Annotated in this window: 25 protein-coding genes; all 25 read right to left on the bottom strand. The window is 45.1% G+C overall.

All coding sequences use genetic code 11. The annotated features are described in order from the left end of the window. Nucleotides 1-11 precede the first annotated feature (11 nt). The 25 genes from fliP to topA all read right to left on the bottom strand — a co-directional run bounded on the left by fliP (nucleotide 12) and on the right by topA (nucleotide 21,724). A complete protein-coding gene (fliP, locus tag JNUCC21_RS08585; RefSeq protein WP_012117556.1) occupies nucleotides 12-677 on the bottom strand; it encodes a flagellar type III secretion system pore protein FliP in 666 nt (221 codons plus the stop codon). Further along, on the bottom strand, nucleotides 670-1,323 hold the full coding sequence (fliZ, locus tag JNUCC21_RS08580; RefSeq protein ID WP_003154237.1) for a flagella biosynthesis regulatory protein FliZ: 654 nt from the start codon (nucleotides 1,321-1,323) through the stop codon (nucleotides 670-672). Before fliZ ends, fliP begins: the two co-directional genes overlap by 8 nt. A 14-nt stretch (nucleotides 1,324-1,337) precedes the next feature. Further along, the gene (gene cheY, locus JNUCC21_RS08575; RefSeq protein WP_003154238.1) at nucleotides 1,338-1,700 is read right to left on the bottom strand and encodes a chemotaxis protein CheY; all 363 of its coding nucleotides are present in this window, start codon (nucleotides 1,698-1,700) and stop codon (nucleotides 1,338-1,340) included. Between the two features lie 26 nt (nucleotides 1,701-1,726). After that, complete coding sequence (gene fliY / locus JNUCC21_RS08570) at nucleotides 1,727-2,863, bottom strand: flagellar motor switch phosphatase FliY (protein WP_025284727.1); 1,137 nt, start codon at nucleotides 2,861-2,863, stop codon at nucleotides 1,727-1,729. Further along, nucleotides 2,853-3,851, bottom strand: a complete 999-nt coding sequence (fliM, locus tag JNUCC21_RS08565; protein ID WP_369878742.1) for a flagellar motor switch protein FliM — start codon at nucleotides 3,849-3,851, stop codon at nucleotides 2,853-2,855. Before fliM ends, fliY begins: the two co-directional genes overlap by 11 nt. Before the next feature lie 33 nt (nucleotides 3,852-3,884). Continuing rightward, nucleotides 3,885-4,304 carry a flagellar basal body-associated protein FliL gene (gene fliL / locus JNUCC21_RS08560; RefSeq protein WP_003154241.1) on the bottom strand — a complete coding sequence of 140 codons (420 nt, stop codon included), beginning with the start codon at nucleotides 4,302-4,304 and terminating at the stop codon, nucleotides 3,885-3,887. Further along, nucleotides 4,301-4,516: a flagellar FlbD family protein gene (locus tag JNUCC21_RS08555; RefSeq protein ID WP_003154243.1), complete on the bottom strand. Its 216-nt coding sequence runs from the start codon at nucleotides 4,514-4,516 to the stop codon at nucleotides 4,301-4,303. Before JNUCC21_RS08555 ends, fliL begins: the two co-directional genes overlap by 4 nt. A gap of 39 nt (nucleotides 4,517-4,555) precedes the next feature. Further along, nucleotides 4,556-5,332 carry a flagellar basal body rod protein FlgG gene (gene flgG / locus JNUCC21_RS08550; protein WP_007409783.1) on the bottom strand — a complete coding sequence of 259 codons (777 nt, stop codon included), beginning with the start codon at nucleotides 5,330-5,332 and terminating at the stop codon, nucleotides 4,556-4,558. Nucleotides 5,333-5,356: 24 nt separating this feature from the next. After that, nucleotides 5,357-5,797 carry a flagellar hook assembly protein FlgD gene (gene flgD, locus JNUCC21_RS08545; protein ID WP_012117554.1) on the bottom strand — a complete coding sequence of 147 codons (441 nt, stop codon included), beginning with the start codon at nucleotides 5,795-5,797 and terminating at the stop codon, nucleotides 5,357-5,359. Further along, nucleotides 5,798-7,141: a flagellar hook-length control protein FliK gene (locus JNUCC21_RS08540; RefSeq protein ID WP_369878741.1), complete on the bottom strand. Its 1,344-nt coding sequence runs from the start codon at nucleotides 7,139-7,141 to the stop codon at nucleotides 5,798-5,800. It abuts the gene before it with no gap. Nucleotides 7,142-7,147: 6 nt separating this feature from the next. After that, entirely contained in the window at nucleotides 7,148-7,762 is a 615-nt protein-coding gene (locus JNUCC21_RS08535) for a MotE family protein (RefSeq protein ID WP_007409780.1), read from the bottom strand. Between the two features lie 11 nt (nucleotides 7,763-7,773). Further along, entirely contained in the window at nucleotides 7,774-8,217 is a 444-nt protein-coding gene (gene fliJ, locus JNUCC21_RS08530) for a flagellar export protein FliJ (RefSeq protein ID WP_003154253.1), read from the bottom strand. A 5-nt stretch (nucleotides 8,218-8,222) separates the two neighbouring features. Then, on the bottom strand, nucleotides 8,223-9,539 hold the full coding sequence (fliI, locus tag JNUCC21_RS08525; RefSeq protein WP_015239853.1) for a flagellar protein export ATPase FliI: 1,317 nt from the start codon (nucleotides 9,537-9,539) through the stop codon (nucleotides 8,223-8,225). Then, nucleotides 9,536-10,291 (bottom strand): flagellar assembly protein FliH, encoded by a 756-nt coding sequence (gene fliH, locus JNUCC21_RS08520; RefSeq protein ID WP_015239852.1) that lies wholly within the window; start codon nucleotides 10,289-10,291, stop codon nucleotides 9,536-9,538. Before fliH ends, fliI begins: the two co-directional genes overlap by 4 nt. Beyond that, the gene (gene fliG / locus JNUCC21_RS08515; protein ID WP_003154256.1) at nucleotides 10,284-11,300 is read right to left on the bottom strand and encodes a flagellar motor switch protein FliG; all 1,017 of its coding nucleotides are present in this window, start codon (nucleotides 11,298-11,300) and stop codon (nucleotides 10,284-10,286) included. Before fliG ends, fliH begins: the two co-directional genes overlap by 8 nt. Nucleotides 11,301-11,312: 12 nt before the next feature. Further along, nucleotides 11,313-12,923: a flagellar basal-body MS-ring/collar protein FliF gene (gene fliF / locus JNUCC21_RS08510; RefSeq protein WP_012117551.1), complete on the bottom strand. Its 1,611-nt coding sequence runs from the start codon at nucleotides 12,921-12,923 to the stop codon at nucleotides 11,313-11,315. Between the two features lie 42 nt (nucleotides 12,924-12,965). Further along, on the bottom strand, nucleotides 12,966-13,286 hold the full coding sequence (gene fliE / locus JNUCC21_RS08505; protein WP_007409777.1) for a flagellar hook-basal body complex protein FliE: 321 nt from the start codon (nucleotides 13,284-13,286) through the stop codon (nucleotides 12,966-12,968). A 10-nt stretch (nucleotides 13,287-13,296) separates the two neighbouring features. Beyond that, nucleotides 13,297-13,749, bottom strand: a complete 453-nt coding sequence (gene flgC / locus JNUCC21_RS08500; RefSeq protein ID WP_015239851.1) for a flagellar basal body rod protein FlgC — start codon at nucleotides 13,747-13,749, stop codon at nucleotides 13,297-13,299. Further along, nucleotides 13,749-14,138, bottom strand: coding sequence for a flagellar basal body rod protein FlgB (gene flgB / locus JNUCC21_RS08495; protein ID WP_003154260.1), 390 nt, complete (start codon nucleotides 14,136-14,138; stop codon nucleotides 13,749-13,751). Before flgB ends, flgC begins: the two co-directional genes overlap by 1 nt. Nucleotides 14,139-14,491: 353 nt before the next feature. Further along, the gene (codY, locus tag JNUCC21_RS08490) at nucleotides 14,492-15,271 is read right to left on the bottom strand and encodes a GTP-sensing pleiotropic transcriptional regulator CodY (RefSeq protein WP_003154263.1); all 780 of its coding nucleotides are present in this window, start codon (nucleotides 15,269-15,271) and stop codon (nucleotides 14,492-14,494) included. Nucleotides 15,272-15,308: 37 nt separating this feature from the next. After that, nucleotides 15,309-16,712, bottom strand: a complete 1,404-nt coding sequence (gene hslU / locus JNUCC21_RS08485; protein WP_007611413.1) for an HslU--HslV peptidase ATPase subunit — start codon at nucleotides 16,710-16,712, stop codon at nucleotides 15,309-15,311. 16 nt (nucleotides 16,713-16,728) lie between these two features. Further along, nucleotides 16,729-17,274, bottom strand: coding sequence for an ATP-dependent protease subunit HslV (gene hslV / locus JNUCC21_RS08480; RefSeq protein WP_003154267.1), 546 nt, complete (start codon nucleotides 17,272-17,274; stop codon nucleotides 16,729-16,731). A gap of 15 nt (nucleotides 17,275-17,289) precedes the next feature. Further along, nucleotides 17,290-18,207 (bottom strand): tyrosine recombinase XerC, encoded by a 918-nt coding sequence (gene xerC / locus JNUCC21_RS08475; RefSeq protein ID WP_150941215.1) that lies wholly within the window; start codon nucleotides 18,205-18,207, stop codon nucleotides 17,290-17,292. A 69-nt stretch (nucleotides 18,208-18,276) separates the two neighbouring features. After that, complete coding sequence (trmFO, locus tag JNUCC21_RS08470) at nucleotides 18,277-19,584, bottom strand: FADH(2)-oxidizing methylenetetrahydrofolate--tRNA-(uracil(54)-C(5))-methyltransferase TrmFO (RefSeq protein WP_032871468.1); 1,308 nt, start codon at nucleotides 19,582-19,584, stop codon at nucleotides 18,277-18,279. 64 nt (nucleotides 19,585-19,648) lie between these two features. Further along, nucleotides 19,649-21,724, bottom strand: a complete 2,076-nt coding sequence (gene topA / locus JNUCC21_RS08465; RefSeq protein WP_369878740.1) for a type I DNA topoisomerase — start codon at nucleotides 21,722-21,724, stop codon at nucleotides 19,649-19,651. Between the last annotated feature and the right edge of the window lie 160 nt (nucleotides 21,725-21,884).

The raw sequence follows: 21,884 nt of genomic DNA, 5'->3' as shown, positions 1-21,884 counted from the left end.
TAGCACCTACCCTAAAAGCTGTCAAGCAAAGATTTCACGATTAAATACCATCCATCGACCAAAACGAAAAGCAATATTTTAAAGGGCAGAGAGATCATAACCGGCGGTAGCATCATCATTCCCATTGACATTAAGACGCTCGCCACGACCATATCGATAATTAAAAACGGAATAAAAATCATAAAGCCCATTTGAAAAGCGGTTTTGAGTTCTGATATCGCATAAGCGGGCACCATCGTCGTCAAAGGAATATCCTGAATCGATTCAGGTTTTTTCATTTTGGCATAGTTCATAAACAGCGCCAGATCCTTCTGCCTTGTATGCTTGCTCATATACTCTTTAATCGGCTTCTCGGCTTTTGTATATGCTTCATCGAGACTGATTTTGTTGTCCATCAGCGGCGTTAAGGCTTCCTTATTAATCTCTGAAAAAGTCGGCGCCATAATAAAAAACGTCAAGAACAGCGCAAGGCCGATTAAAACCTGGTTGGGAGGCATGTTCTGCGTCGCCAGTGAGGTTCTTACAAAAGACAGGACGATGACGATTCTCGTAAAGCAGGTCATCAAAATCAGAATCCCCGGCGCCACTGAAAAGACAGTCAAAAGCAGCAGTAATTTAACAGTGGAGCTGACTTCGGTCGGACTGTTTGAATTAAAAAGATTAATGAATTCATTCATGGTGATAAGGGCCTTTCTTCTTTCCTTCAGAACGGCTTTGTTTCAGCTCGTTCAGCTGTTCTTTCAGCGCTTTTGAAAACGACGGAAGCATCGTTTGCGGCTTTTTTTCTCCATCCTTACGCGGATTTACGAGCTTGGTCCATTCCACTTTTGAAGACATCGACTCTTCGTATTGGCTCAGAATCGCCTCGCGCTCTTTTTCATCTTCAATTTCTTTTAAAAGCTGTATCGTTTCGCCCACACCGACTACGAGAACGCTGTTTCCCACTTTGATCAGCTGCACGGAACGGTTTTGGCCGACTGACGTTCCGCCGATATTTTCTACATATTGAAACGGCTTCAGCAGACGGTTTCTTCTATTCATCAGTTTGACAAATCCATAGATCAGCAGAATGACGAATAATAACGCCCCAATCATCTTTACAAAATCAAAAGCGGAGACAGAAGATGCAGAAGCATCCCCTATCTCTTGATCAGCCGTTTGTTTCGATGTATCGCTTTTTTTCTCTGTTTTGTTTGTTGATTGTTTGTCAAACCATTCGTTGACGGTGGAATTGTCAGACTCCGCCGCAAAAGCAGGGAACGGATGTACATTGAGTAAAACGAAACAACAAATCAAAGCTAGTAAACCATGACTCTTTTTCAACAGTCGTACACCCTTTAGCTTAATGTTTTATTAATAGCTTCAAGCACGCGGTCCGCTTGGAACGGTTTCACGATAAAGTCTTTTGCGCCGGCTTGAATCGCGTCAATAACCATTGACTGCTGGCCCATAGCCGAACACATGATGATTTTCGCCTGCGGATCGATTTGTTTAATTTCCTTTAAAGCTGTAATCCCGTCCATTTCAGGCATTGTAATATCCATTGTCACAAGGTCGGGGGAATGCTCTTTGAATTTTTCGACTGCCTGCGCTCCGTCTGAAGCTTCAGCTACAACGTCAAAACCGTTCTTCACTAAAATATCCTTGATCATCATTCTCATAAATGCTGCATCGTCTACAATTAAAATTCTGTGTGCCATAATCTGTTTCTCTCCTCTATGTTCGCTTATTTTAAATTGTTAAGGCGGTCTGCCTGACTTAAAATATCAGTGACTCTCACGCCGAAGTTTTCTTCTATGACAACGACCTCGCCCTTTGCCACGATCCGCTGGTTGACCAGGATGTCAACAGGTTCACCAGCCAGCTTGTCAAGCTCAATAATGCTTCCCGCAGAAAGTTCAAGGATTTCTTTGACGCTTCTCTTCGTTCTGCCGAGCTCAACCGTAACGGAAAGCGGAATATCCATCAGCATATCAAGGTTATTCCTTGATCCTTGCGCCGCTTCGTTATGATCAAACGCCTGGAATTCTACCGGAGCGACTTGAACAGGAGCAGCTTTTTTTGCGGTTCCCTGTCTCTTCGGAAGCTCGGGTTTTGCCTGCGGCTCCGGCTGCATGGCAGGTTCCGGCTGCGGCGTTTCGTATGTTTCCTGTGGTTCTGATACGGTTTCTGCGGCCTCTGACTCATGCTGGTCTGCAGTCATCAGGTCTGCGATCAGATCTTTCGCAAACGTAATCGGATAAAGCTGCATGATGCTCGAATCGATTAATTCGCCGACTTTCAGACGGAATGACACTTTTACGAGCAGGTCATCCTCAGGTATTCTGTCAGTCCCTTTTTCTTCCGTCACATCCAGAAGTTCAACCCTTGGCGGAGAAATGTCAATCTTTTTACTGAACACGGTCGACATTGACGTAGCAGCCGAGCCCATCATTTGATTCATTGCTTCCTGCACGGCGCTCAGGTGGATTTCACCGAGTGACGGATCGGCGCCCCGGCCGTCCCCGCCGATCATCAAATCCGCGATGATGGCCGCGTCGCTTTGTTCGACGACGAGCAAATTGCTGCCGTCAAAGCCTTCTGTGTAGTTCACTTCAATGGCAACATACGGATGAGGAAATTCATCACTGATTTTGCTTTTTGAAATGACGGTCACACTCGGCGTCGTAATGTCCACTTTTTGATTTAAAAGAGTGGACAGCGCCGTAGCCGAGCTGCCGAACGAAATATTCCCGATTTCTCCGATCGCATCGCGCTCAAGTTCAGACAAGTTCGCCCCTTGAGGCTGTTCTGTATCCTCTGACTGACTGCTTGTGCCGTTAAGAAGAGCATCGATTTCATCTTGAGATAATCTATTGTTCATCTTGTTCACCTCTTATGTCGTGATCTAAAATTTGCACTGCCTGTCTTCGATTCACCCGGCCGGCCTGCCCTAAAAACTTCGGTTTGTTTCCGACCAATACAGTAAGAGGATCAGTCACTGATTTGTCCAGAGTTATACAGTCCCCGACTTCCAAACTTAAAAATTCTTCTATTGTCAGTTCAGAAGCGCCCAAGAGAGCCACAACGGGAATTTGAGCCGTCATGATGCGCTTTTCAAGCAACTTCGTTTCTTCGGGCTTCGCTTCATTCCGGTCTGATTGCATCCAATAATGTACGGAAAGCTTAGGGATAATCGGCTCAAGTACGACATGGGGAATACAAAGATTAATGACACCGCTGATTTCACCTATCTGTGTATTGAGAGAAATGACAACGACTGTTTCATTTGGGGAAACCATCTGCACAAACTGAGGATTCACTTCAAATTCAGTCATTTCAGGGTCAATATCAGCAATCGATTGCCAAGCTTCTTTGTAGTTGCCCAGTGCATTTTCAAATAAGTTAGAAATAATATTCGTTTCAATTTCCGTAAGGCTGTCAGCTTTGTTATGAGTGATGCCGATGCCTCCCATGACGCGGTCAAGCATTGCGTATGCGATGGAGGGATTAACCTCCATCATGATTCTGCCTTCCATCGGATGAACATCGAATAAATTTAAAATCGTCATGTTCGGTATGGAACGGATAAATTCTTCATACGGCACCTGGTCAACTGAGCTGACGGATATATGAATATACGTTCTGAGCTTGGCGGAAAAGTGTGTTGTGAGAAGCCTCGCAAAGTTATCATGTATCCGGGTTAAACTGCGTATCTGATCTTTCGAGAATCTGAGAGCCCGTTTAAAATCATATACCTTTACTTTTTTCTCTTTAACTTCCTTTTTCAGCTCTTCCGCATCCGCCTCACCCGTGGAAATGGCGGAAAGCAGTGCGTCTATTTCATTTTGGGAGAGAACTTCTCCTGACATTTTCTTCACCTCCGTATTCTGTCAAATTTGTTTTTATTGCAGATTAAAGGAGGTAATGTACACTTTCTGAACTTTTCCTTCTTGGAGATAGCTGTTTACTTTCTCTTTTAATGATTGTTTAAACGCTTCTCTTCCTTTATCTCCCTCAATCTCTCCGGCGCTTGTGTCAGCTAAAATGGAAATGATGTTGTCTTTCACCTGAAAATCGCGTTTTTCAAGTTCTTCCTTCGCTTTAGCCGAGTCGGTTTCAAGCTTGATGCCGATACGGATGATGCTGTCAGACTTTAAGTTTGTCGTGATATCGTCGACAGACACAGTGGCTGCAACGACTTCGTCAATTGTCGGCTTTTTATCTTTGCCGGAATGTCCGCTGACGACAAAATATGCTGCCGTTCCGAGGCCGGCGATGACAATTAAAATAATCAGCAAAATGATGACTAATTTTTTCTTCATTCTTCTTCCTCTATTCCCTGATCCAGTGAAAATATTTGTATGCTATGGTAAAACGATATGACTTTTTTGAGAACTGCTTCTTCCGGTTCTTTCACTACGAACTTTTTGCCGTTGGACAGTGTAATCGTCGTGTCGGGGAAGCACTCAATCTGTTCGATAAACAGCGCGTTCAGCGTAAAAGGCTGGCCGTTTAAACGGGTGACTTGAATCATGCAATCCGGAGAAGCGGCCTAACCGCCTCTCCTCCCTCCTTACCGTTTCAGATTAACCAGCTCCTGAAGGATTTCATCTGAAGTCGTAATGATTTTTGAGTTTGATTGGAAACCGCGCTGAGCAACGATCATTTCGGTAAATTCATCTGTCAGATCTACGTTTGACATTTCAAGATAGCCTGCCAAAAGCTTACCCGTTCCGTTTTCGCCCGGAGTGGTGACTGCGCTCGCAGCTCCTGAACTTAATGATTCTCTGTAAAGGTTTCCTCCGATTTTTTCCAGACCTGCGCTGTTAGGGAACGTGACCAGACCGATTTGTCCGGCATCATGAACCTCATCCCCTGCATCAGTGTATGTAACGGTTCCGTCTGCACCGATGCTGTAATCTTTCGCATCAGTCGGAATATTGATTTTGCCGCCGCCGATTTTTTCAAGATAGTACCCGTCAGTCGTAACAAGGTTCCCTTGATTGTCCTTTCCGAAATTCCCCGCACGTGTGTAAACAATCCCCGCACCTGTATTAATCTGAAAGTAGCCATCTCCGTCAATGGCTAGGTCGGTTTTATTCTGTGTAGCCTGCGGGGCGCCGGTTGAATGAACAACATCAATGGAAGAAGTCGCGGCACCCAAGCCGATTTGTTTTGAATTGGTCACGTTTGAACCGCCGGCGACTGTCTGGCTGATCATATCTTTAAATGTAACGCGGCTTTTCTTAAATCCCACTGTGTTGACGTTGGCGATGTTATTGCCGATTACATCTAGTTTTGTCTGAAAGTTTTTCATGCCGCTGATACCGGAATATAATGAACGTAACATGTTAAATTCCCCCTGAGTTTCTTATTATTTAGATGTTTCGCTGACGGCCGTGACATTCCACGGACTGACCTCTTTGCCGTTTTCAAGCACGAGCACGTAATTGCCGTTTGAATGCTTGACTGAATTGACTGGGCTTGTCTGATCCTTCCCGTCGCTGTCGCTGAATGTGACATTTTTGCCGATCCAGTTCACATACATCGTAAACGGATCTTGATTTTCTACAAATTTAGTCATCGTCGTATTCATATTCATCATTTGCTCCAATGAAGAAAATGTCGCCATCTGGCTGATGAATTCTTTGTCATCAACCGGATTGAGCGGGTCCTGGTTTTGAACCTGTGTCATTAAGATCTTCAGAAATTCGTCTTTCCCTAAATTCGTGCTGCTGTTTACTGCGGTGGTGCTCTTCGCGCTTGAAGTGGTTGAAGCGCCCGCCGCGGCATAATCCGAGTTTACTGATGTCAACTATTCTTCCTCCATTTCATTGAGAGAAAGCTCCTCCAGCATATCTCCGAAATCGCCTGACTGCTGCTGGTTCTTCTGCTCTCTCTGTCCCTGATGCTGCTGTTTATTGTGATCGGCCGTCTGCCCGTAAACAGGCTGCTGATCCCCGCTTTGAAGCGGGACTGTAAAACGGTCGACCTGGACCGCCATATTCGGAAGCGACTGTTTCAGCTGAGGAAGATGCTGTTCCAGCAGCTCTTTCGCGGACTGGCTGGATGCGATTATTTTGCTTTGAAACATCCCGTTTTCGTTTGTCACCTTAATTGTGACAAATCCGAGGTTTTCGGGATTAAGACGAATCGTAAAGCTTCCGGTTGTTTTCCCGAAAGGCGTGTATTTCATCTGTTTCCAGCCGCTTATGACCTGATCCGTTAACGGTTTATTTTCTGCCGGCTGCTGTTCAGCTCCTGCGGACGTTTGCTGAATGCCGGCAAGGCTTCTCGTTCCCGACAACAGTATATGTGCAGACAATTTGCTGTCAGACGCCTTTGCGTGAGAAACCGTGCCGCCGTTTTGCTGTTCTGTTTTCCCGGCTGACTCTTGGGATGATTCAGATGATTGAGATAACACAAAAGCTTTCAGCTCAGTTTCAGCCATATCCCATTCCTTTGTTCCCTTTTGAGAAAGGCCCGCAAGCTGCTCCGCGACGCTTTGAAAGCTCTTCAGCTCAGCGGCTGTCATGGGGTAAAGTTTAGATGCAGATTCGTTTTTCGGAAAAAATGTCTGCCGCAGGTCTTGAATCACGCGGTCTGGGACGCCTTGTTTTTTCAATGCCTCTAATAAACGGGCGCCTTCCTGGTAAACCGCCTTTGCCTGCGCGCTGTCAGGCAGTTCCTGCTGAGATGTGAAGAGCTGGGATACGGCTTCTTGAATGAAAAGCAGCCCCTTCTCAAGCGCATCCTTGACGGAATCCCCGTCTTTTGCGGAAGAATCCGGCTCATCCGTTTCAGGCTTCGCCCCATGCTGTTTGCCCGCTAACATGTCTTCTACAGATTCGGCAAGCTGTTTCAATAAAGGAAGAGCTGTTTCAGCCGTCTGCTTTCCTTCAAGAGCTTTTACCGCCTCAAGCAGCTTTTTTAGCTGCAATTCTTTATCTTCCGGGCCGGCTTTCAGCCAATCACCGATTTTCGATAGGGCATCATTCAGCTCTGCGTCACTTGTTTTTGTTTCATCTCCGGGCTGCCGGGGAGAAGTGATTTCCGACAGGAGCCAGTTCTGAAATAGACCTAAGCTGTTTACATTCATCTTCGCATTGCTGTTTTGCACAGTCTGCGTACGATTACCCGTTAATTCAAGCAGCTTCAACTTACATCACTCCTTATTTCCGTCAGCGGATAGTTTTTCTGTATATTTAGCCGCTTGTTCAGGAGTCATTTTCGTCAAGATTTCAGCAAGCTGCTTTTTACTTAATCCGTTTAAAATATCGAGGGCTTCTTTTTCTTTCAGCTTTACGATAATGCTTGCCGCTTTACCGCTGTCCATACTTTTATAGATGTTGATCATTTTATCTTTTCCGGCTGAATCCGCAGCGTCTTTTTTCGTTTCATCCGTCTTCGTTTTCTGCTGCTGTTCAGCTTCCTGTTTCAGTGAACGGATTTTCTGATTCAGATTATCGATTTCGGACTTACTTGTGTCTAAATCTTTATTCAAAATGTTAATTTCACTTTTTTGTTCCTTTATGGTCTTTTCAAGAGAAGCCGTTCTGTCTTCCTTCTGCTTTTCCGCCGCGCTTTTCATTTCTTTCGTTTCGGGAACCAATTCTTTTAAAACAGGCGTTTTAGCGGCTGTTTCCTGAATCGGCTTCATCACATCAACGCCGGCAGCCCAAAGGATGATGCTTGCGACGATGATCAGAAAAATCAGCGGGATCATGATAAAAAGCAGGATTGAACCGAACTTTCCAGATCTCTTTTCTTTATCGGCCATTTCATTCGCTCCTAATGCCCCTGAATCATAAACTGCTTGATTGAAATGTCGTCCATTTCCCTCATCTCTGCAGCTTTGTCTTCAAGTGCGAACATATTAAATTGTTTTTCCCGCATTTTTTCAAATTTCTTTACTTCAATGTTTTTTTCGGTGAGCTGTTCCTGCTTCTCATTCATTTCATTTCGTTTCATGATGACAAGCTTTTGATAATGATAGATGGTGTTCTCAAGATTGGAAACGAATTGCTGATAATGTCTCATTTCCTGAACGCTCATCCCGCATTTCAGCTTTGATTCTTTGTCTTTTTCGAGCAATTCTTTTTTGCTCATATTTTCATATAGTTTTTCAGCCACTGTCTCAAATTCAGAAACCGATTGTCTGTATTCAGTCAATGTTTGGTCTTTTTCATTTTCTTTTAATTCCAGCAGCTTTTGAAATCTGAATTGGTATGCCACGATGTTTATTCCTCTTTTCCTGTCAGACTCGTCAATGCCGCAATGCTGTCTTCCAATTGAGCAGGTTCTTCCGTTCCTTGTTTTAAAAATTGAATAAGCTGCGGATAAAACTGAATCGCTTCATCAATTTCTCTTGATGATCCTCTTTTGTAAGCTCCGATATTAATGAGATCTTCAGAGTTTTGATAAGTTGACAGAAGATCGCGGAATTTGTTGGCCGCCTCTATATGCGATGTGTCTGAAATATTAGACATGACCCTGCTGATGCTTTTCAGGATGTTCACGGCCGGGAACTGCCCTTTGTTGGCAAGCGCCCGATCGAGAACGATATGCCCGTCTAATATTCCGCGCACAGTATCGGCAATCGGTTCGTTCATGTCATCTCCGTCTACGAGAACCGTATAAAAAGCGGTTATCGTTCCTTGTTCATTCGCGCCCGTTCTTTCCAGCAAACGGGGCAAAATAGCGAACACAGAAGGTGTATATCCTTTTGTTGTCGGCGGTTCTCCCGCTGCCAGGCCGATTTCCCGCTGAGCCATCGCGACCCTCGTGACAGAGTCCATCATGAACATCACATTCCGGCCCTTATCGCGGAAGTACTCTGCAATGGCGGTGGCCGTATACGCCGCTTTCAAACGCATTAAGGCAGGCTGATCAGAGGTCGCGACTACGACTATCGAGCGTTTCAGGCCTTCTTCACCTAAATCCTTCTCGATGAATTCACGCACCTCGCGCCCCCGTTCACCGACGAGTGCGATAATGTTTAAATCAGCTTCAGTCTGCTTCGCGATCATTCCCATCAGGGTGCTTTTTCCGACTCCGCTTCCGGCAAAAATCCCGATTCTCTGCCCTTTTCCTACCGTCAGCAGACTGTCAATCGATCTGACGCCGACACCCATCTTTTCCCGTATCGGCGGGCGTTTCATCGGGTTTGGCGGCGGCTGTTCCGTCGAAACGGGGGACAAACCTTTCGGAAGCGCCCGGCCGTCAAGAGGCTCGCCGAACGCGTCGACAACTTGTCCGATTAGACCCGCGCCTACTTTGATGCGGAGCGACTCGCCAGTGGCCTCCACAATGCTGCCCGGCGCGATGCTGGCCGCTTCCAGATAAGGCATTAACAGAATGTTTTCATCTTGGAAGCCTACAACCTCAGCTTTAATCGCTTTTCTCGCATGGCCTTTCGGATAAATGAGACAAACATCTCCGATTGAGCTTTCGGGCCCTTTTGATTCAATCATCAGCCCGATGACCCGTTTAACCTTGCCGTAGCGTTTGTACGGATCCGCTGTTTCAATTGAGTCTATTAAATACTGTGTCTTCATTGCTCCGCTCCCGCCTCAAGCGCCGTTAAAAGTTTTTGCTTTAATTGCATCAGCTGGGTGTCTATGCCTGCATCAACCCGTCCGAACGGAGTTTCTATCGAGCACGTTCCCTTTGCGGCTTTTTCATCGGCATATAAGCTTAATCTGCATTCTTTGTATAACAGCTGCTGAATTTCGTCCATATGCTGATGAACCGTCTCATAATATTCAGGGTCCACATAGATGGAGATGTCATCATAATCTTTTACTTCGGCTACTACCTGTTTGACCAGCAGAAGGAAAGCCTCTTTATCATCACTTTTTTGCCGCCATACTTTTTTAGCGAGCGCAACGGAAAGCTCAATAATCTCTTCCTCAGCGCTTTCCAGTTTTTCCTCGACTGACTGTCTCGCCATTTCCATAACGGCATTGGCCCGGCTGATGAGATTGGCGTATTCAGCTTGAGCCTCGGCTTTTCCCAATGCCATGCCTTCTTCATATCCTTCTGCCTTTGCTTCTTCTATCAATCTTTGTTTTTCTTCCGCCCAGCGGTTTTTCTCTTCTTCAATCTGCAGAAGAGTGTGCTCTAATTGATTTTTCGCTTCTTCAGACACCCTGTCGGCTTCTGCTTTGGCAAAAGCCATGAGAGCCTCTGGATTTTCGGGTTCCTCCCGGTCTGGATGGGAATGTGTTTTCCTGACTTCCTGCAAGGAAAGCTTGCGCCGTTTTTGTTCAGGAGAAAATGATGATTGCTGTTTAATGATATTAGACAATAATATCGTCTCCTCCGCCTCGCGCGATTACAATTTCTCCGGCTTCTTCCAGCTTGCGGACGACGCCCACGATTCTTGATTGCGCCTCTTCCACATCACGCAAACGCACAGGCCCCATAATTTCCATTTCCTCTTTAAACGTTTCAACCATACGCTGTGACATATTGCTGAAGACGATCTCTTTGACTTCCTCGCTCGCAACCTTCAATGAAAGCAGGAGGTCGTCGTTTTCAACGTCTCTGATCACGCGCTGAATCGCACGGTTATCAAGGGTGACAATATCTTCAAAGACAAACATCCGTTTTTTGATTTCATCCGCCAATTCAGGATCTTGGATTTCCAATGAATCAAGGATCGTTTTTTCCGTTCCTCTGTCTACGCCGTTTAACACTTCAACAACGGCTTCTATGCCGCCGGTCTGCGTATAATCCTGCGTAAAGGAGGAGGACAGCTTTTGTTCAAGGACCCGCTCCACTTCATTTATGATTTCAGGAGACGTTCTGTCCATAACCGCAATCCTTCTTGCCACCTCAGCCTGAACGTCCGGGTTCAGCTCAGACAAAATCTGTCCGGCCTGCACCGGGTCAAGGTAGGATAAAATCAGCGCCATCGTTTGCGGATGTTCCTGCTGAATGAAATTTAAAATCTGTTCGGGCTCCGCTTTTCTCGCGAAATCAAACGGCTTTACCTGCAAAGAAGAGGTGAGCCTGTTTAAAATGCTTACCGCTTTGTCTTCTCCGAGCGCTTTTTCAAGCACTTGGCGGGCGTAATTTAAACCGCCTTGTGAAATATAGTCCTGAGCGATTGCGATATTATGAAATTCTTCAATGATTTCATCTTTTCTTTGATGATCGACGCTTCTGACTCCCGAAATCTCGAGTGTCAATCTTTCAATTTCTTCTTCAGACAAATGCTTGTACACAGAAGCTGATACATCAAGGCCTAAGGAAATCATGAGGATGGCTGCTTTTTGTTTTCCTGTAAGCTTGTTCTGATCACGTTTCGCCATTTTCCATTCCCCCTAATCCTCGTCCAGCCAGCTTCGAAGCAATTTAGCAAAGTCTTCCGGTTTTTCTTTAGCCATTTTTTCAAGCTGTTTTCGTCTGACTGTTTCTTCCGTTTCAATTTTCTCTTCGTTGATATCAGGCAATCGAACCGGCTCGGGCGGTGTTTCATATTCATATTCTTCGTATTCATCCTCTTGTGAGCGTTTCTTTCTGATGAGGAGAATAATAAGCAGAATAATGGCCGCAAGCAGTACGCCGCCTGTAATGTATACCCAGATCGGAAGACCTGAAGATTGTGCCGAATCTGTGTTCAGGCTTGTTTTTCCGTCAAACGGCTGAACGGATACAACGATTTTATTGTTGATATCATTGTCTGTCAGGTTTTGATTTTGCGTTTCGTTTTTATCAAGAGACGTTCTGACGACCGTTCCTAAAATCTTCTGTATATCAGCCTGTCTCTGTGCTGATAAGGAAGCGGCATTTTTCGGATTAGGCGGCTCCACCATGACCTGAATGCCTAAATCACGCACTTTATACGGGCTTTCAGCGATTTCTTTATGAATGCGGTTGACTTCATAGTTGATTTTATTGCTGCTTTTTTCGTAGTCCCCGCTGTTTGAACCGCCGTTTGTCTCGGCATAGTTCGCGGTGTCATTGCTTCCCGTTCCGGCCGTGCCGCCGTTGGCCGCGCCGTCGCCTTTATACGTTTCCGCAACTTTTTCGGCGCTTACCGCTATGCCTTCCATGTTATCTTTATCGACAGGTTCGACAGTGTCTTCAGTGCGTTTTTCCTTCGTGAAGTCAACATCCGCCGTCACGGAAACAACGACCTTATCCTGCCCCATCATTGTGCCGAGCAGTGACTGAACATGTTTTTGAATGTCCTTTTCGACCTGCGACTTAATACCTTGCTGAGAAGCATAACTGTCAGAAACGGACCCTGCACCGCTGTCACTTTTGTCATAATATGTAGAATTTTGATCCATTATGACGATATTATCTTCTTTTAAGTTCGGAACACTTTTAGAAACGAGATGGTACAGCCCGTTGATCTGGTTTTGATCAAGCGAGTAGCCCGGTTTCATCTGCAAAACGATTGAAGCGGACGCTGCCGGCTGATCTTCACCGACGAACACGGCTTCTTTCGGCATGTTGATCATGACCTTCGAGCTTTTAATACCGTCCATTTCATTTATCAGGTTTGACAATTCGGTCTGAGTCGCCTCAACCTTTAAAACGTCAAACTCATTATCCGTCAGGCCGAAGCCCGCATTTTGTCCGAAAAACGAATAATCAATTGATCCCGTTTTCGGCAGGCCTTCCGCGGCAAGCTGGACTTTAAGCGAATCCACTTGGCTCTCAGGAACCTTAATGACCGTGCCGCCGTCAGCAAGTTCAGAAGACACCTTTTTCGTATCGAGCTCTTCTTTAATCTTCCCCGCTTCTTCCGCGGACAAATCTTTATAAAGAGGCACCATCTTTTCAGACGAAGTAAAAATAATAACGACGATGAGTAAAATAATGAATGCGGCCAAGCCGCTTACCATGAGTATCTTCTGTGTTTTTGATCTGTTGTTCCAAAACGCTGCCGTTTTGGTTTTCATTTGCATTAGAGTACGATTCATGTTAACCCCCGGTCATTCCAGTCATTCTCTTCAATCTGACCACTACATCTGCATTCTCATGATTTCCTGATAGGCTTCCACGGCTTTATTGCGGAATTCGGTAGCGGCCGTCAGAGAAATATTTGCTTTTTGGGCAGCGATCATGACCTCGTCAAGGTTTACATCCTTTCCTGCAGCCAGTTCGTTCGTTATTTGGTCAGATTTCACTTGTGACTCATTTAACGAATCAATAGAGTTTTTTAAAAGCTCCGAAAAGCTTGTTTGGTTTGAAGAATCAGTTTTTTGAGTTTGGTTTAATTGATTCGTTACGTTTTGAGTATTTTGGGTTTGTTGAAGCTGAAAAGGAGTAATAGCGTTAACCACTTACATCACCTTACTTTCCGATTTCTAACGCCTTCAAAAGCATGCCTTTGGAGGCGTTTAATGCAGTTACGTTTGCTTCATATGATCTCGAGCTGCTGACAAGATCCACCATTTCCTTTAATGGATCTACATTTGGTTTTTGTACATATCCGTCTTTATTCGCATCAGGATTCTCCGGATCATAAACGAGATTAAAAGCGGACGGGTCTTCCGTAACACCAGATACCTTTACGCCATTTCCCGCGCTTCCTGTTCCGTTCATCTTGGAATGTAAAAGGGACGAAAATGATTCGCCTCCGGATTGGAGAGATACCAGCTTTCTTCTGTAAGGCACCCATTCGCCATTTACCTGCTTCGCTCTCGTTGTATCCATATTGGCCAGGTTGGACGATACGACGTCCATCCGGACACGCTGTGCAGTTAAAGCGGAACCCGAAATATTTAAGCTTTGAAAGCCACTCATTATTTTCCTCCTGTCAAGACGGTTTTCAGAGAATTGAATTTGCCGCTCATTCTTTCAACCAAAGCCTGATAATTAATTTGGTTTTCGGCTAAATCTGTCATTTCTTTGTCGATATCGACATTGTTTCCGTTTTGCTGGTACGATGTATCACTGCTGGACACGATAGAATAATCGTCCCCCGAACCCGTAAAGTCAACGTGCCGATAGTCGGTTTTTACAGCCTCAAGATTGGATGTTTCCTGATCTAACAAATTTCGGAAAGAGACTTTTTTTGCCTTATAGTTCGGTGTGTCTATATTGGCGATATTATTAGTTAAGACTTTTTGCTTAATGTCCGCTCTCCCCAAGGCATTCTCAAGATTTTGTATAGTTCCAGAAAATAAGTCCAAATCCACTTACCTCCATTTCAGATATTTTTCTCCTAAAAATCCTTGTCGAGAATTGTAAAACCATATGCTTATTGTAAGAAATAACAGGCTTAAAGTCTATGAAGTTAGGCTAAAAAAAAGTGCTCAATTATATCTATTTTGCATGTAGGTATTAAGTCCTAGAATATTTGTACTACAAGGATTTGTTTAATATAAGACTGAAAATAGCAGAATTTCTGTTTCTTCCTCCTTTTTTCACACAGCAAGATGGATTATCTCAGATCAGATTCCAATAAGCAACTTTAAACTGCAACTTTTCACCTATTGTCCATAAAAAAAGCAGAACCCCCATTTTCAGGGATCCTGCTTTTGTCTTAATGAGATTTAAGGTTTTCCAATTCAATAAGGAATTTGTTGTTCAGAACTTTAATGTACGTCCCCTTCATTCCCAGTGATCTGGATTCAATGACGCCTGCGCTTTCCAGCTTTCTCAGCGCGTTAACGATTACTGAACGCGTAATGCCGACACGGTCCGCAATCTTACTTGCCACAAGCAAGCCTTCGTTTCCGTCAAGCTCTTCAAAGATATGCTCAATCGCTTCAAGTTCACTGTAAGACAGAGAACTGATCGCCATTTGAACAACCGCTTTGCTTCGCGCCTCTTCTTCGATTTCTTCCGCTTTTTCTCTTAAAATCTCCATTCCTACAACGGTTGCTCCGTATTCAGCAAGAATGAGATCATCATCTTCAAATTGATCCTGCAGACGGGACAGAATGAGCGTGCCCAGTCTCTCTCCTCCGCCGATGATCGGCACGATCGTTGTTAAGCCCGCTTGGAACAGGTCTCTGTTTTCCACAGGAAACGCCGTGTATTCGCTGTTGATATCAAGGTTTGAAGACGTCTCCGGAACATTGAACAGATTTCTCGTGTACTCTTCCGGGAACTGGCGGTCTTCAAGCATTTTTTTCATACGGTCATTTTCAATCTGCTGGTTAATAGAGTAGCCCAAAAGCTTTCCTCTGCGGCTGACGACGAAAATATTAGAATCAATGACGTCACGAAGCGTTTCAGCCATTTCTTTAAAGTTTACGGGTTTGCCTGCCGCAGCCTGCAGCATGCTGTTAATAATTCGTGTTTTTTGTAGTAAAGCCATGATAAATAATCCTCCTAGAATTCCTCTTATTAAATTTTCACAATATAAATTGACTTAGATCTTTGTTGTTTGCAATCGTTCCGAGCTTTTCTTCAACGTATTGCGGTGTGATGGCTACTTTTTCCATCGTCACGTCCGGCGCTTCAAACGACAGGTCTTCCAAGAGACGTTCCAATATCGTGTGAAGCCTTCTCGCTCCGATGTTGTCCGTATCCTGATTCACATGATAAGCCACTTCGGCGATCTTACGAATAGCTTCGTCAGAAAATTCAAGAGATATACCTTCTGTCTGCAATAAAGCCTGATATTGTTTTAACAGCGCGTTATCGGGTTCGACGAGAATTTTCACAAAATCATCTACCGTCAGCTTGCTCAATTCTACACGAATCGGAAAGCGGCCCTGCAGCTCCGGAATCAGATCAGACGGTTTGGCCATATGGAATGCCCCGGCTGCAATAAACAGCACGTGATCTGTTTTGACGGAGCCGTATTTCGTGACGACGGTAGATCCTTCGACAATCGGAAGGATATCTCTTTGAACGCCTTCTCTCGATACATCTGCTGAGGAAGAAGCCCCTCCGTTTTTTGCGATTTTATCTATTTCGTCAATAAAGATAATGCCGCCCTCTTCAGCTCTTAACACGGCCTCTTGGCCGACTTCATCCATATCGATTAATTTGCCTGCCTCTTCATTGGTCAGAACCTTCCTTGCTTCTCTGACCGTCATTTTGCGGCGTTTTTTCTTTTTTGGCACCAGATTGCTCAGCGCATCCTGCATATTCATGCCCATCTGCTCCATCCCGGAGCCTTGCAGCATGTCAAACATCGATGGCTGCTGCTCTTCCACCTCTACGGAGACGTAATGGTCTTCGAGCTCTCCCAATGCGAGCTGATGCGCCATGCGCTTTCTTTTCTCTTCAAGGCTTGCTTCTTCTTGCTGGTCGGCTTCATCATCATTTGCCGCCTGGCTTCCTCCGAAAAGCATTTCAAACGGATTTTTCACACCCGCTTGTTTTTTCTTTCCCGGAACGAGAAGCCGCACTATACGTTTGTTTGCATTTTCTTCAGCCTGTTCTTTCACTTCGCTGATTTTTTCTTCTTTAATGAGCCGAACGGATGTCTCAACGAGGTCTCTGACCATTGATTCGACATCTCTGCCTACATAGCCGACTTCTGTAAATTTTGTCGCTTCAATTTTTATAAATGGCGCACCGGTAAGCTTGGCGATCCGTCTGGCGATCTCTGTTTTCCCCACCCCGGTCGGGCCCATCATCAGGATGTTTTTGGGAACGATCTCGTCTCTCAGTTTTTCATCAAGAAGACTTCTGCGATAGCGGTTTCTTAATGCCACGGCGACAGCTTTTTTCGCATCCTGCTGTCCTACAATGTATTGATCCAACCGATCTACGATTTGTCTCGGTGTTAACGGTTTGTTTTCCATGCGCCTCAAGTCCTTTCTATTCAAGTTCTTCCAAAATGATCTGATCGTTTGTGTACACACAAATCTCGCCCGCGATTTTCAAAGCGGCTTTTGCAATATCTTTGGCGGACAGATTCTCTCCGGCATAGGTTTTCAGCGCTCTTCCTGCTGACAGGGCGTAGTTTCCGCCGGAGCCGATTGCCAAAATGCCGTCATCCGGCTCAATCACTTCACCTGTTCCCGATACGAGAAGCAAGGTATCCTGGTTCATGACAATCAGCATGGCTTCCAGCTTGCGCAGCACTTTATCGCTGCGCCATTCTTTCGCAAGCTCAACCGACGCACGTTTTAAATTGCCGTTGTATTCTTCAAGCTTCGCCTCAAACATTTCAAAAAGTGTGAAAGCGTCTGCAACAGATCCCGCAAATCCGGCCAGAACCTTTCCGTTAAACAGCTTTCTCACTTTTCTTGCAGTATGTTTCATGACTACAGCCTGACCGAATGTGACCTGGCCGTCTCCTGACATAGCGCTTTTCCCGTTATGCTGGACGGCAAAAATCGTTGTCGCATGAAAAGATGACATGAGAAGGGCCTCCTTTTAATTTTCTTTAAAAGCTCTCGGGTGGTGGGACATATATGTGTTTCTCAGCATTTCCTTCGATACATGCGTGTAAATCTGCGTAGAAGACAGATTGGAATGGCCCAAAAGCTCCTGGACGCTTCTTAAATCAGCCCCTTCATTCAGCAGATGAGTCGCAAACGTGTGCCGAAGCATATGCGGGTGTATATGTAAAGTGCCGGATGCTTTTTTTACAAGCCCGCTTAAAATATACCGGATTCCTCTGGCGGTCAGAGGGCCGCCTCTTTGATTGACAAACAGCACATCATGAGGCTCTTTTGCTTTTTCAAGCAGGCACTGCCTTCCGCTGTTGATATACAGGTCCAGCGCATCACGGGCATATGAGCCGAACGGGATATAGCGCTGCTTCTTGCCTTTCCCGTGAACGAGCACCGTATCCATGAACAGGTCAAGATCGCCGACAGTGAGCGTACAGCACTCACTGACCCTCATTCCGGTCGCATAAAGAAGCTCAAGCAGGGCCTGATCGCGCATCCCTGACGGCTGACTTCTGTCTGAAACAGCGAATAGTTCCTCAAGTTCTTTTTCATAAAGAAACTTCGGAATCCGTTTCTCTTGTTTCGGCAGATGAACAAGCTGAAACGGATTCTCTTCAACAAGCTTTTCCCTCATTAAAAATTTATAGAAGCTTCTCAAAGCTGAAATTTTCTTGCTGATTGTTTTTCTTGACAGGCCTTTTTCATAAGCCTCTGTCAAAAATATTCTCACATCATGATATGCAGCTTCTTTCATTCCATTTATATTTTGAGCATGCAGAAACATCCCAAATTCTTCAATCGAATTAACATAATTCACAATAGTATATTGTGAATAATTTTTTTCAATTTGTAAATATTCAACGAATAACTTTAAAAAAAAGTTAACATTCTCAGTCATTATGAAGACCTCCCTCTCCGAAGGGCTTTTAAATGGTATCATATAATGCATCGAAGTTGCAATGAAAAGCTATATCGTTTTCGAAATAGTTTGAATAGTCTCAATTGCGCGTTTAGCGTATTCTTCATTTCGTTCTTTTTTGTTTTTAATTCTTACAGGCAATTCTTTTAAGAGGCCGAAGTTTGCATTCATCGGCTGGAAGTTCTTCTGATTTGTCGTCGTAATGTAGTGAGCCATGCTTCCTATCGCCGTCTCCTGCGGGAATGTCACAAGATCCTGACCGAGCACAAGTTTGGCGGCATTGATTCCCGCTACAAGACCTGAAGCGGCAGATTCAACATAACCCTCTACGCCGGTCATTTGGCCCGCGAAAAACAGATCGTTCCGCTGTTTAAATTGATATGTCGGGTTCAAAAGGCTCGGCGAGTTGATAAATGTGTTTCTGTGCATGACGCCGTATCTGACGATATCAACATTTTCAAGACCGGGGATCAGTTTAAGCACTTCTTTTTGGTCTCCCCATTTTAAATGTGTCTGAAAACCTACAATATTATAAAGCGTTCCCGCCGCATCATCCTGTCTGAGCTGAACGACTGCATAAGGGCGCTTGCCTGTTTTCGGATCTTCCAGTCCGACCGGTTTCATCGGTCCGAACAGCATTGTTTTCTTGCCTCTTTTCGCCATGACTTCAATCGGCATGCAGCCTTCAAAGAAGATTTCTTTCTCGAATTCTTTTAAAGGTACCGTCTCAGCCGTCGTCAATGCTTCATAGAAACGGTCGAACTCTTCCTCTGTCATCGGGCAGTTTAAGTACGCCGCTTCTCCCTTGTCATAACGGGATTTTAAGTACACTTTCTCCATATCGAGGCTGTCTTTTTCGACAATCGGCGCCGCCGCGTCATAAAAATACAGATACTCTTCTCCCGTGAGCTCTTTCAGCTGCTGTGAAAGCGATTCTGACGTAAGCGGTCCGGTCGCGATAACAGTCGGGCCTTCCGGAATCTCTGTTACTTCCTCAGTAAGAACCGTTACGTTCGGATGGTTTTTCACGAGATCCGTCACGCTTTGCGCAAATTCATGACGGTCAACGGCAAGCGCTCCCCCGGCCGGAACCGAGCATTTATCAGCAGATTGAATGATTGCCGAGTCAAGGGCCCGCATTTCTTCTTTTAATACGCCTACCGCATTGGCGAGTGTATTTGAACGGAGGGAGTTGCTGCATACCAGTTCGGCGAATTTATCAGTATGATGGGCTGCCGTCTGCCTGACGGGCCGCATTTCATATAGTTTCACTTGAATTCCTCTTTTTGCAAGCTGCCATGCCGCTTCACTTCCGGCAAGGCCTGCTCCGATTACATTAACTGTTTGCTGGTTCATTTCTTTTCATCTCCTGTTGTTTGTCCCTTCCACACAAAGAAGGTGAGCAAGGCTCTGCTCACCGCTACTTCTGTGGTTCTTCCTTATAATCGCATTCGACGCATTGGACTTGTATGCCTTTTTTAAGCTTTTTCTCTACGAGCATATTTTCACATTTCGGGCATTTTCGTTCAATCGGTTTGTCCCAAGATACGAAGTCGCATTCAGGATAACGGTCACAGCCGTAAAAGATGCGTTTCTTTTTTGATTTTCGTTCGACAATGTTTCCTTCATGGCACTTAGGGCATTTTACGCCGATTTGTTTGACAATCGGTTTTGTATTCCGGCAGTCAGGGAAATTGGAGCACGCCATAAATTTGCCGTATCGGCCCATTTTATAAACCATCCGGGAGCCGCATAACTCACAATCTTCATCGGCGTATTCAGGTTCAATTTCCACTTCTTTCATTTCGGCTTCCGCTTTTTTCACGCGTTTTTCGAAATCGGTATAGAAGCTGTCAATGATTTGAACCCATTCTGTCTGGCCATCTTCAACATGGTCAAGGTCTCTTTCCATTTTAGCCGTGAATTCAACGTTGATGATTTCCGGGAAAAACTCCATGATAAGATCCAGCACGATCTGCCCAAGCTCAGTCGGCACAAACCGTTTATTGTCTAATCCCACGTAACCGCGGCGCTGGATGGTGTCAAGAGTCGGCGCATATGTCGAAGGACGGCCAATCCCCAGTTCTTCAAGCGTTTTAACCAGGCGCGCCTCTGTATAACGCGGAGGCGGCTGAGTAAAGTGCTGCTCAGGCTCAATATCTTTCGATAAAACCGTGTCTCCCTCTTTAAGGTACGGAAGCATGCGGTCTTTTTCTTCCAGCTGATCGTCTTTACCCTCTACATAGACTTTCATAAAGCCGGCGAATTTGACTTTACTTCCGTTTGCCCGGAATGTCAATCCGTTATTGCTGAGATCGACGCTCATCGTATCAAGGACGGCAGGGGCCATCTGGCTTGCAACAAAGCGCTCCCAAATCAGCTTGTATAATCTGAGCTGGTCTCTTCCAAGCACCGCTTTTAAGTCGGCAGGTTTTCTGAGCACCGAAGTCGGGCGGATCGCTTCGTGGGCATCTTGAGCGTTTTCATTTTTCTTTGCCGGTTTCCGTTTTCCCGCTAAGTACTCTTTTCCGTACGCCTGATCAATAAAAGCTGACGCTTCTTCAACGGCTGTATTGGAAATCCGCGTTGAGTCCGTTCTCATATACGTGATGAGCCCGACTGTCCCTTCTTTGCCGAGATCAATTCCTTCATATAATTGCTGCGCAATCATCATCGTTTTCTTCGCTCTGAAATTCAGCTTTCTTGCAGCCTCCTGCTGCAGAGTGGACGTTGTAAACGGCAGAGCGGGATTTCGTTTGCGCTCTTTTTTCGTAACCTTGTCAACTGTATACTTATTGCCTTTCAGCTGAGCAAGGATGGCTTTTACGTCTTCTTCGCTTTTTAAAGGAAGCTTTTTGCCGTTTTTCCCGAAAAATCCGGCTTCAAATGTCTCTTTTCCTTTTAAAAATGAGCCGGTAATCGTCCAGTACTCTTCAGGTTTAAAGTCGTTGATTTCCTTTTCCCGGTCGATGATCAGCCGGAGCGCAACGGATTGCACACGGCCCGCACTGAGGCCTTTTTTTACTTTTTTCCAAAGAATCGGGCTGATTTTGTATCCGACGAGTCTGTCTAGTATGCGGCGCGCCTGCTGCGCATCGACAAGATCCATATTAATCATGCGCGGATGTTTAAATGATTCTTTAATGGCGTCTTTCGTTATTTCATTAAAGACGACCCGGCAGTCCGAGCTGAGATCCAGATCAAGACTGTGTGCGAGATGCCATGCAATCGCTTCCCCTTCTCTGTCGGGGTCGGCCGCGAGATAGACTTTTTTTGCTTTCTTTGCCGCTGTTTTTAATTCTTTTAAAACAGGGCCTTTTCCGCGGATCGTAATATATTTCGGTTCAAAGTTCTGTTCGATGTCAACTCCCATTTGACTTTTCGGAAGATCCCGGACATGTCCCATTGAAGCTTTGACTTTATATTTCTTCCCTAAATAACGTTCAATCGTTTTCGCCTTTGCCGGCGATTCCACGATGACTAGATAATCAGACATTTTCATCCCCCTCAAGAGGTGTTCTCTCTCTTTTCAAGTATCAATTCATTTTAGAGCTGCCTTTTTATGGCTTTCAACATTTCATTCTTTATGATGAACGTCATTTTATACATGAAAATAATGAGCAACTTTAAATCCTCACTATTATTAAATATTACAA

Origin of the sequence: Bacillus sp. JNUCC-21 (assembly GCF_041222765.1) — a bacterium.
Classification (GTDB): domain Bacteria; phylum Bacillota; class Bacilli; order Bacillales; family Bacillaceae; genus Bacillus; species Bacillus velezensis.
The sequence above is the reverse complement of the archived record's forward strand: the minus strand, read 5'-3'. Positions and strand labels throughout refer to the sequence as shown.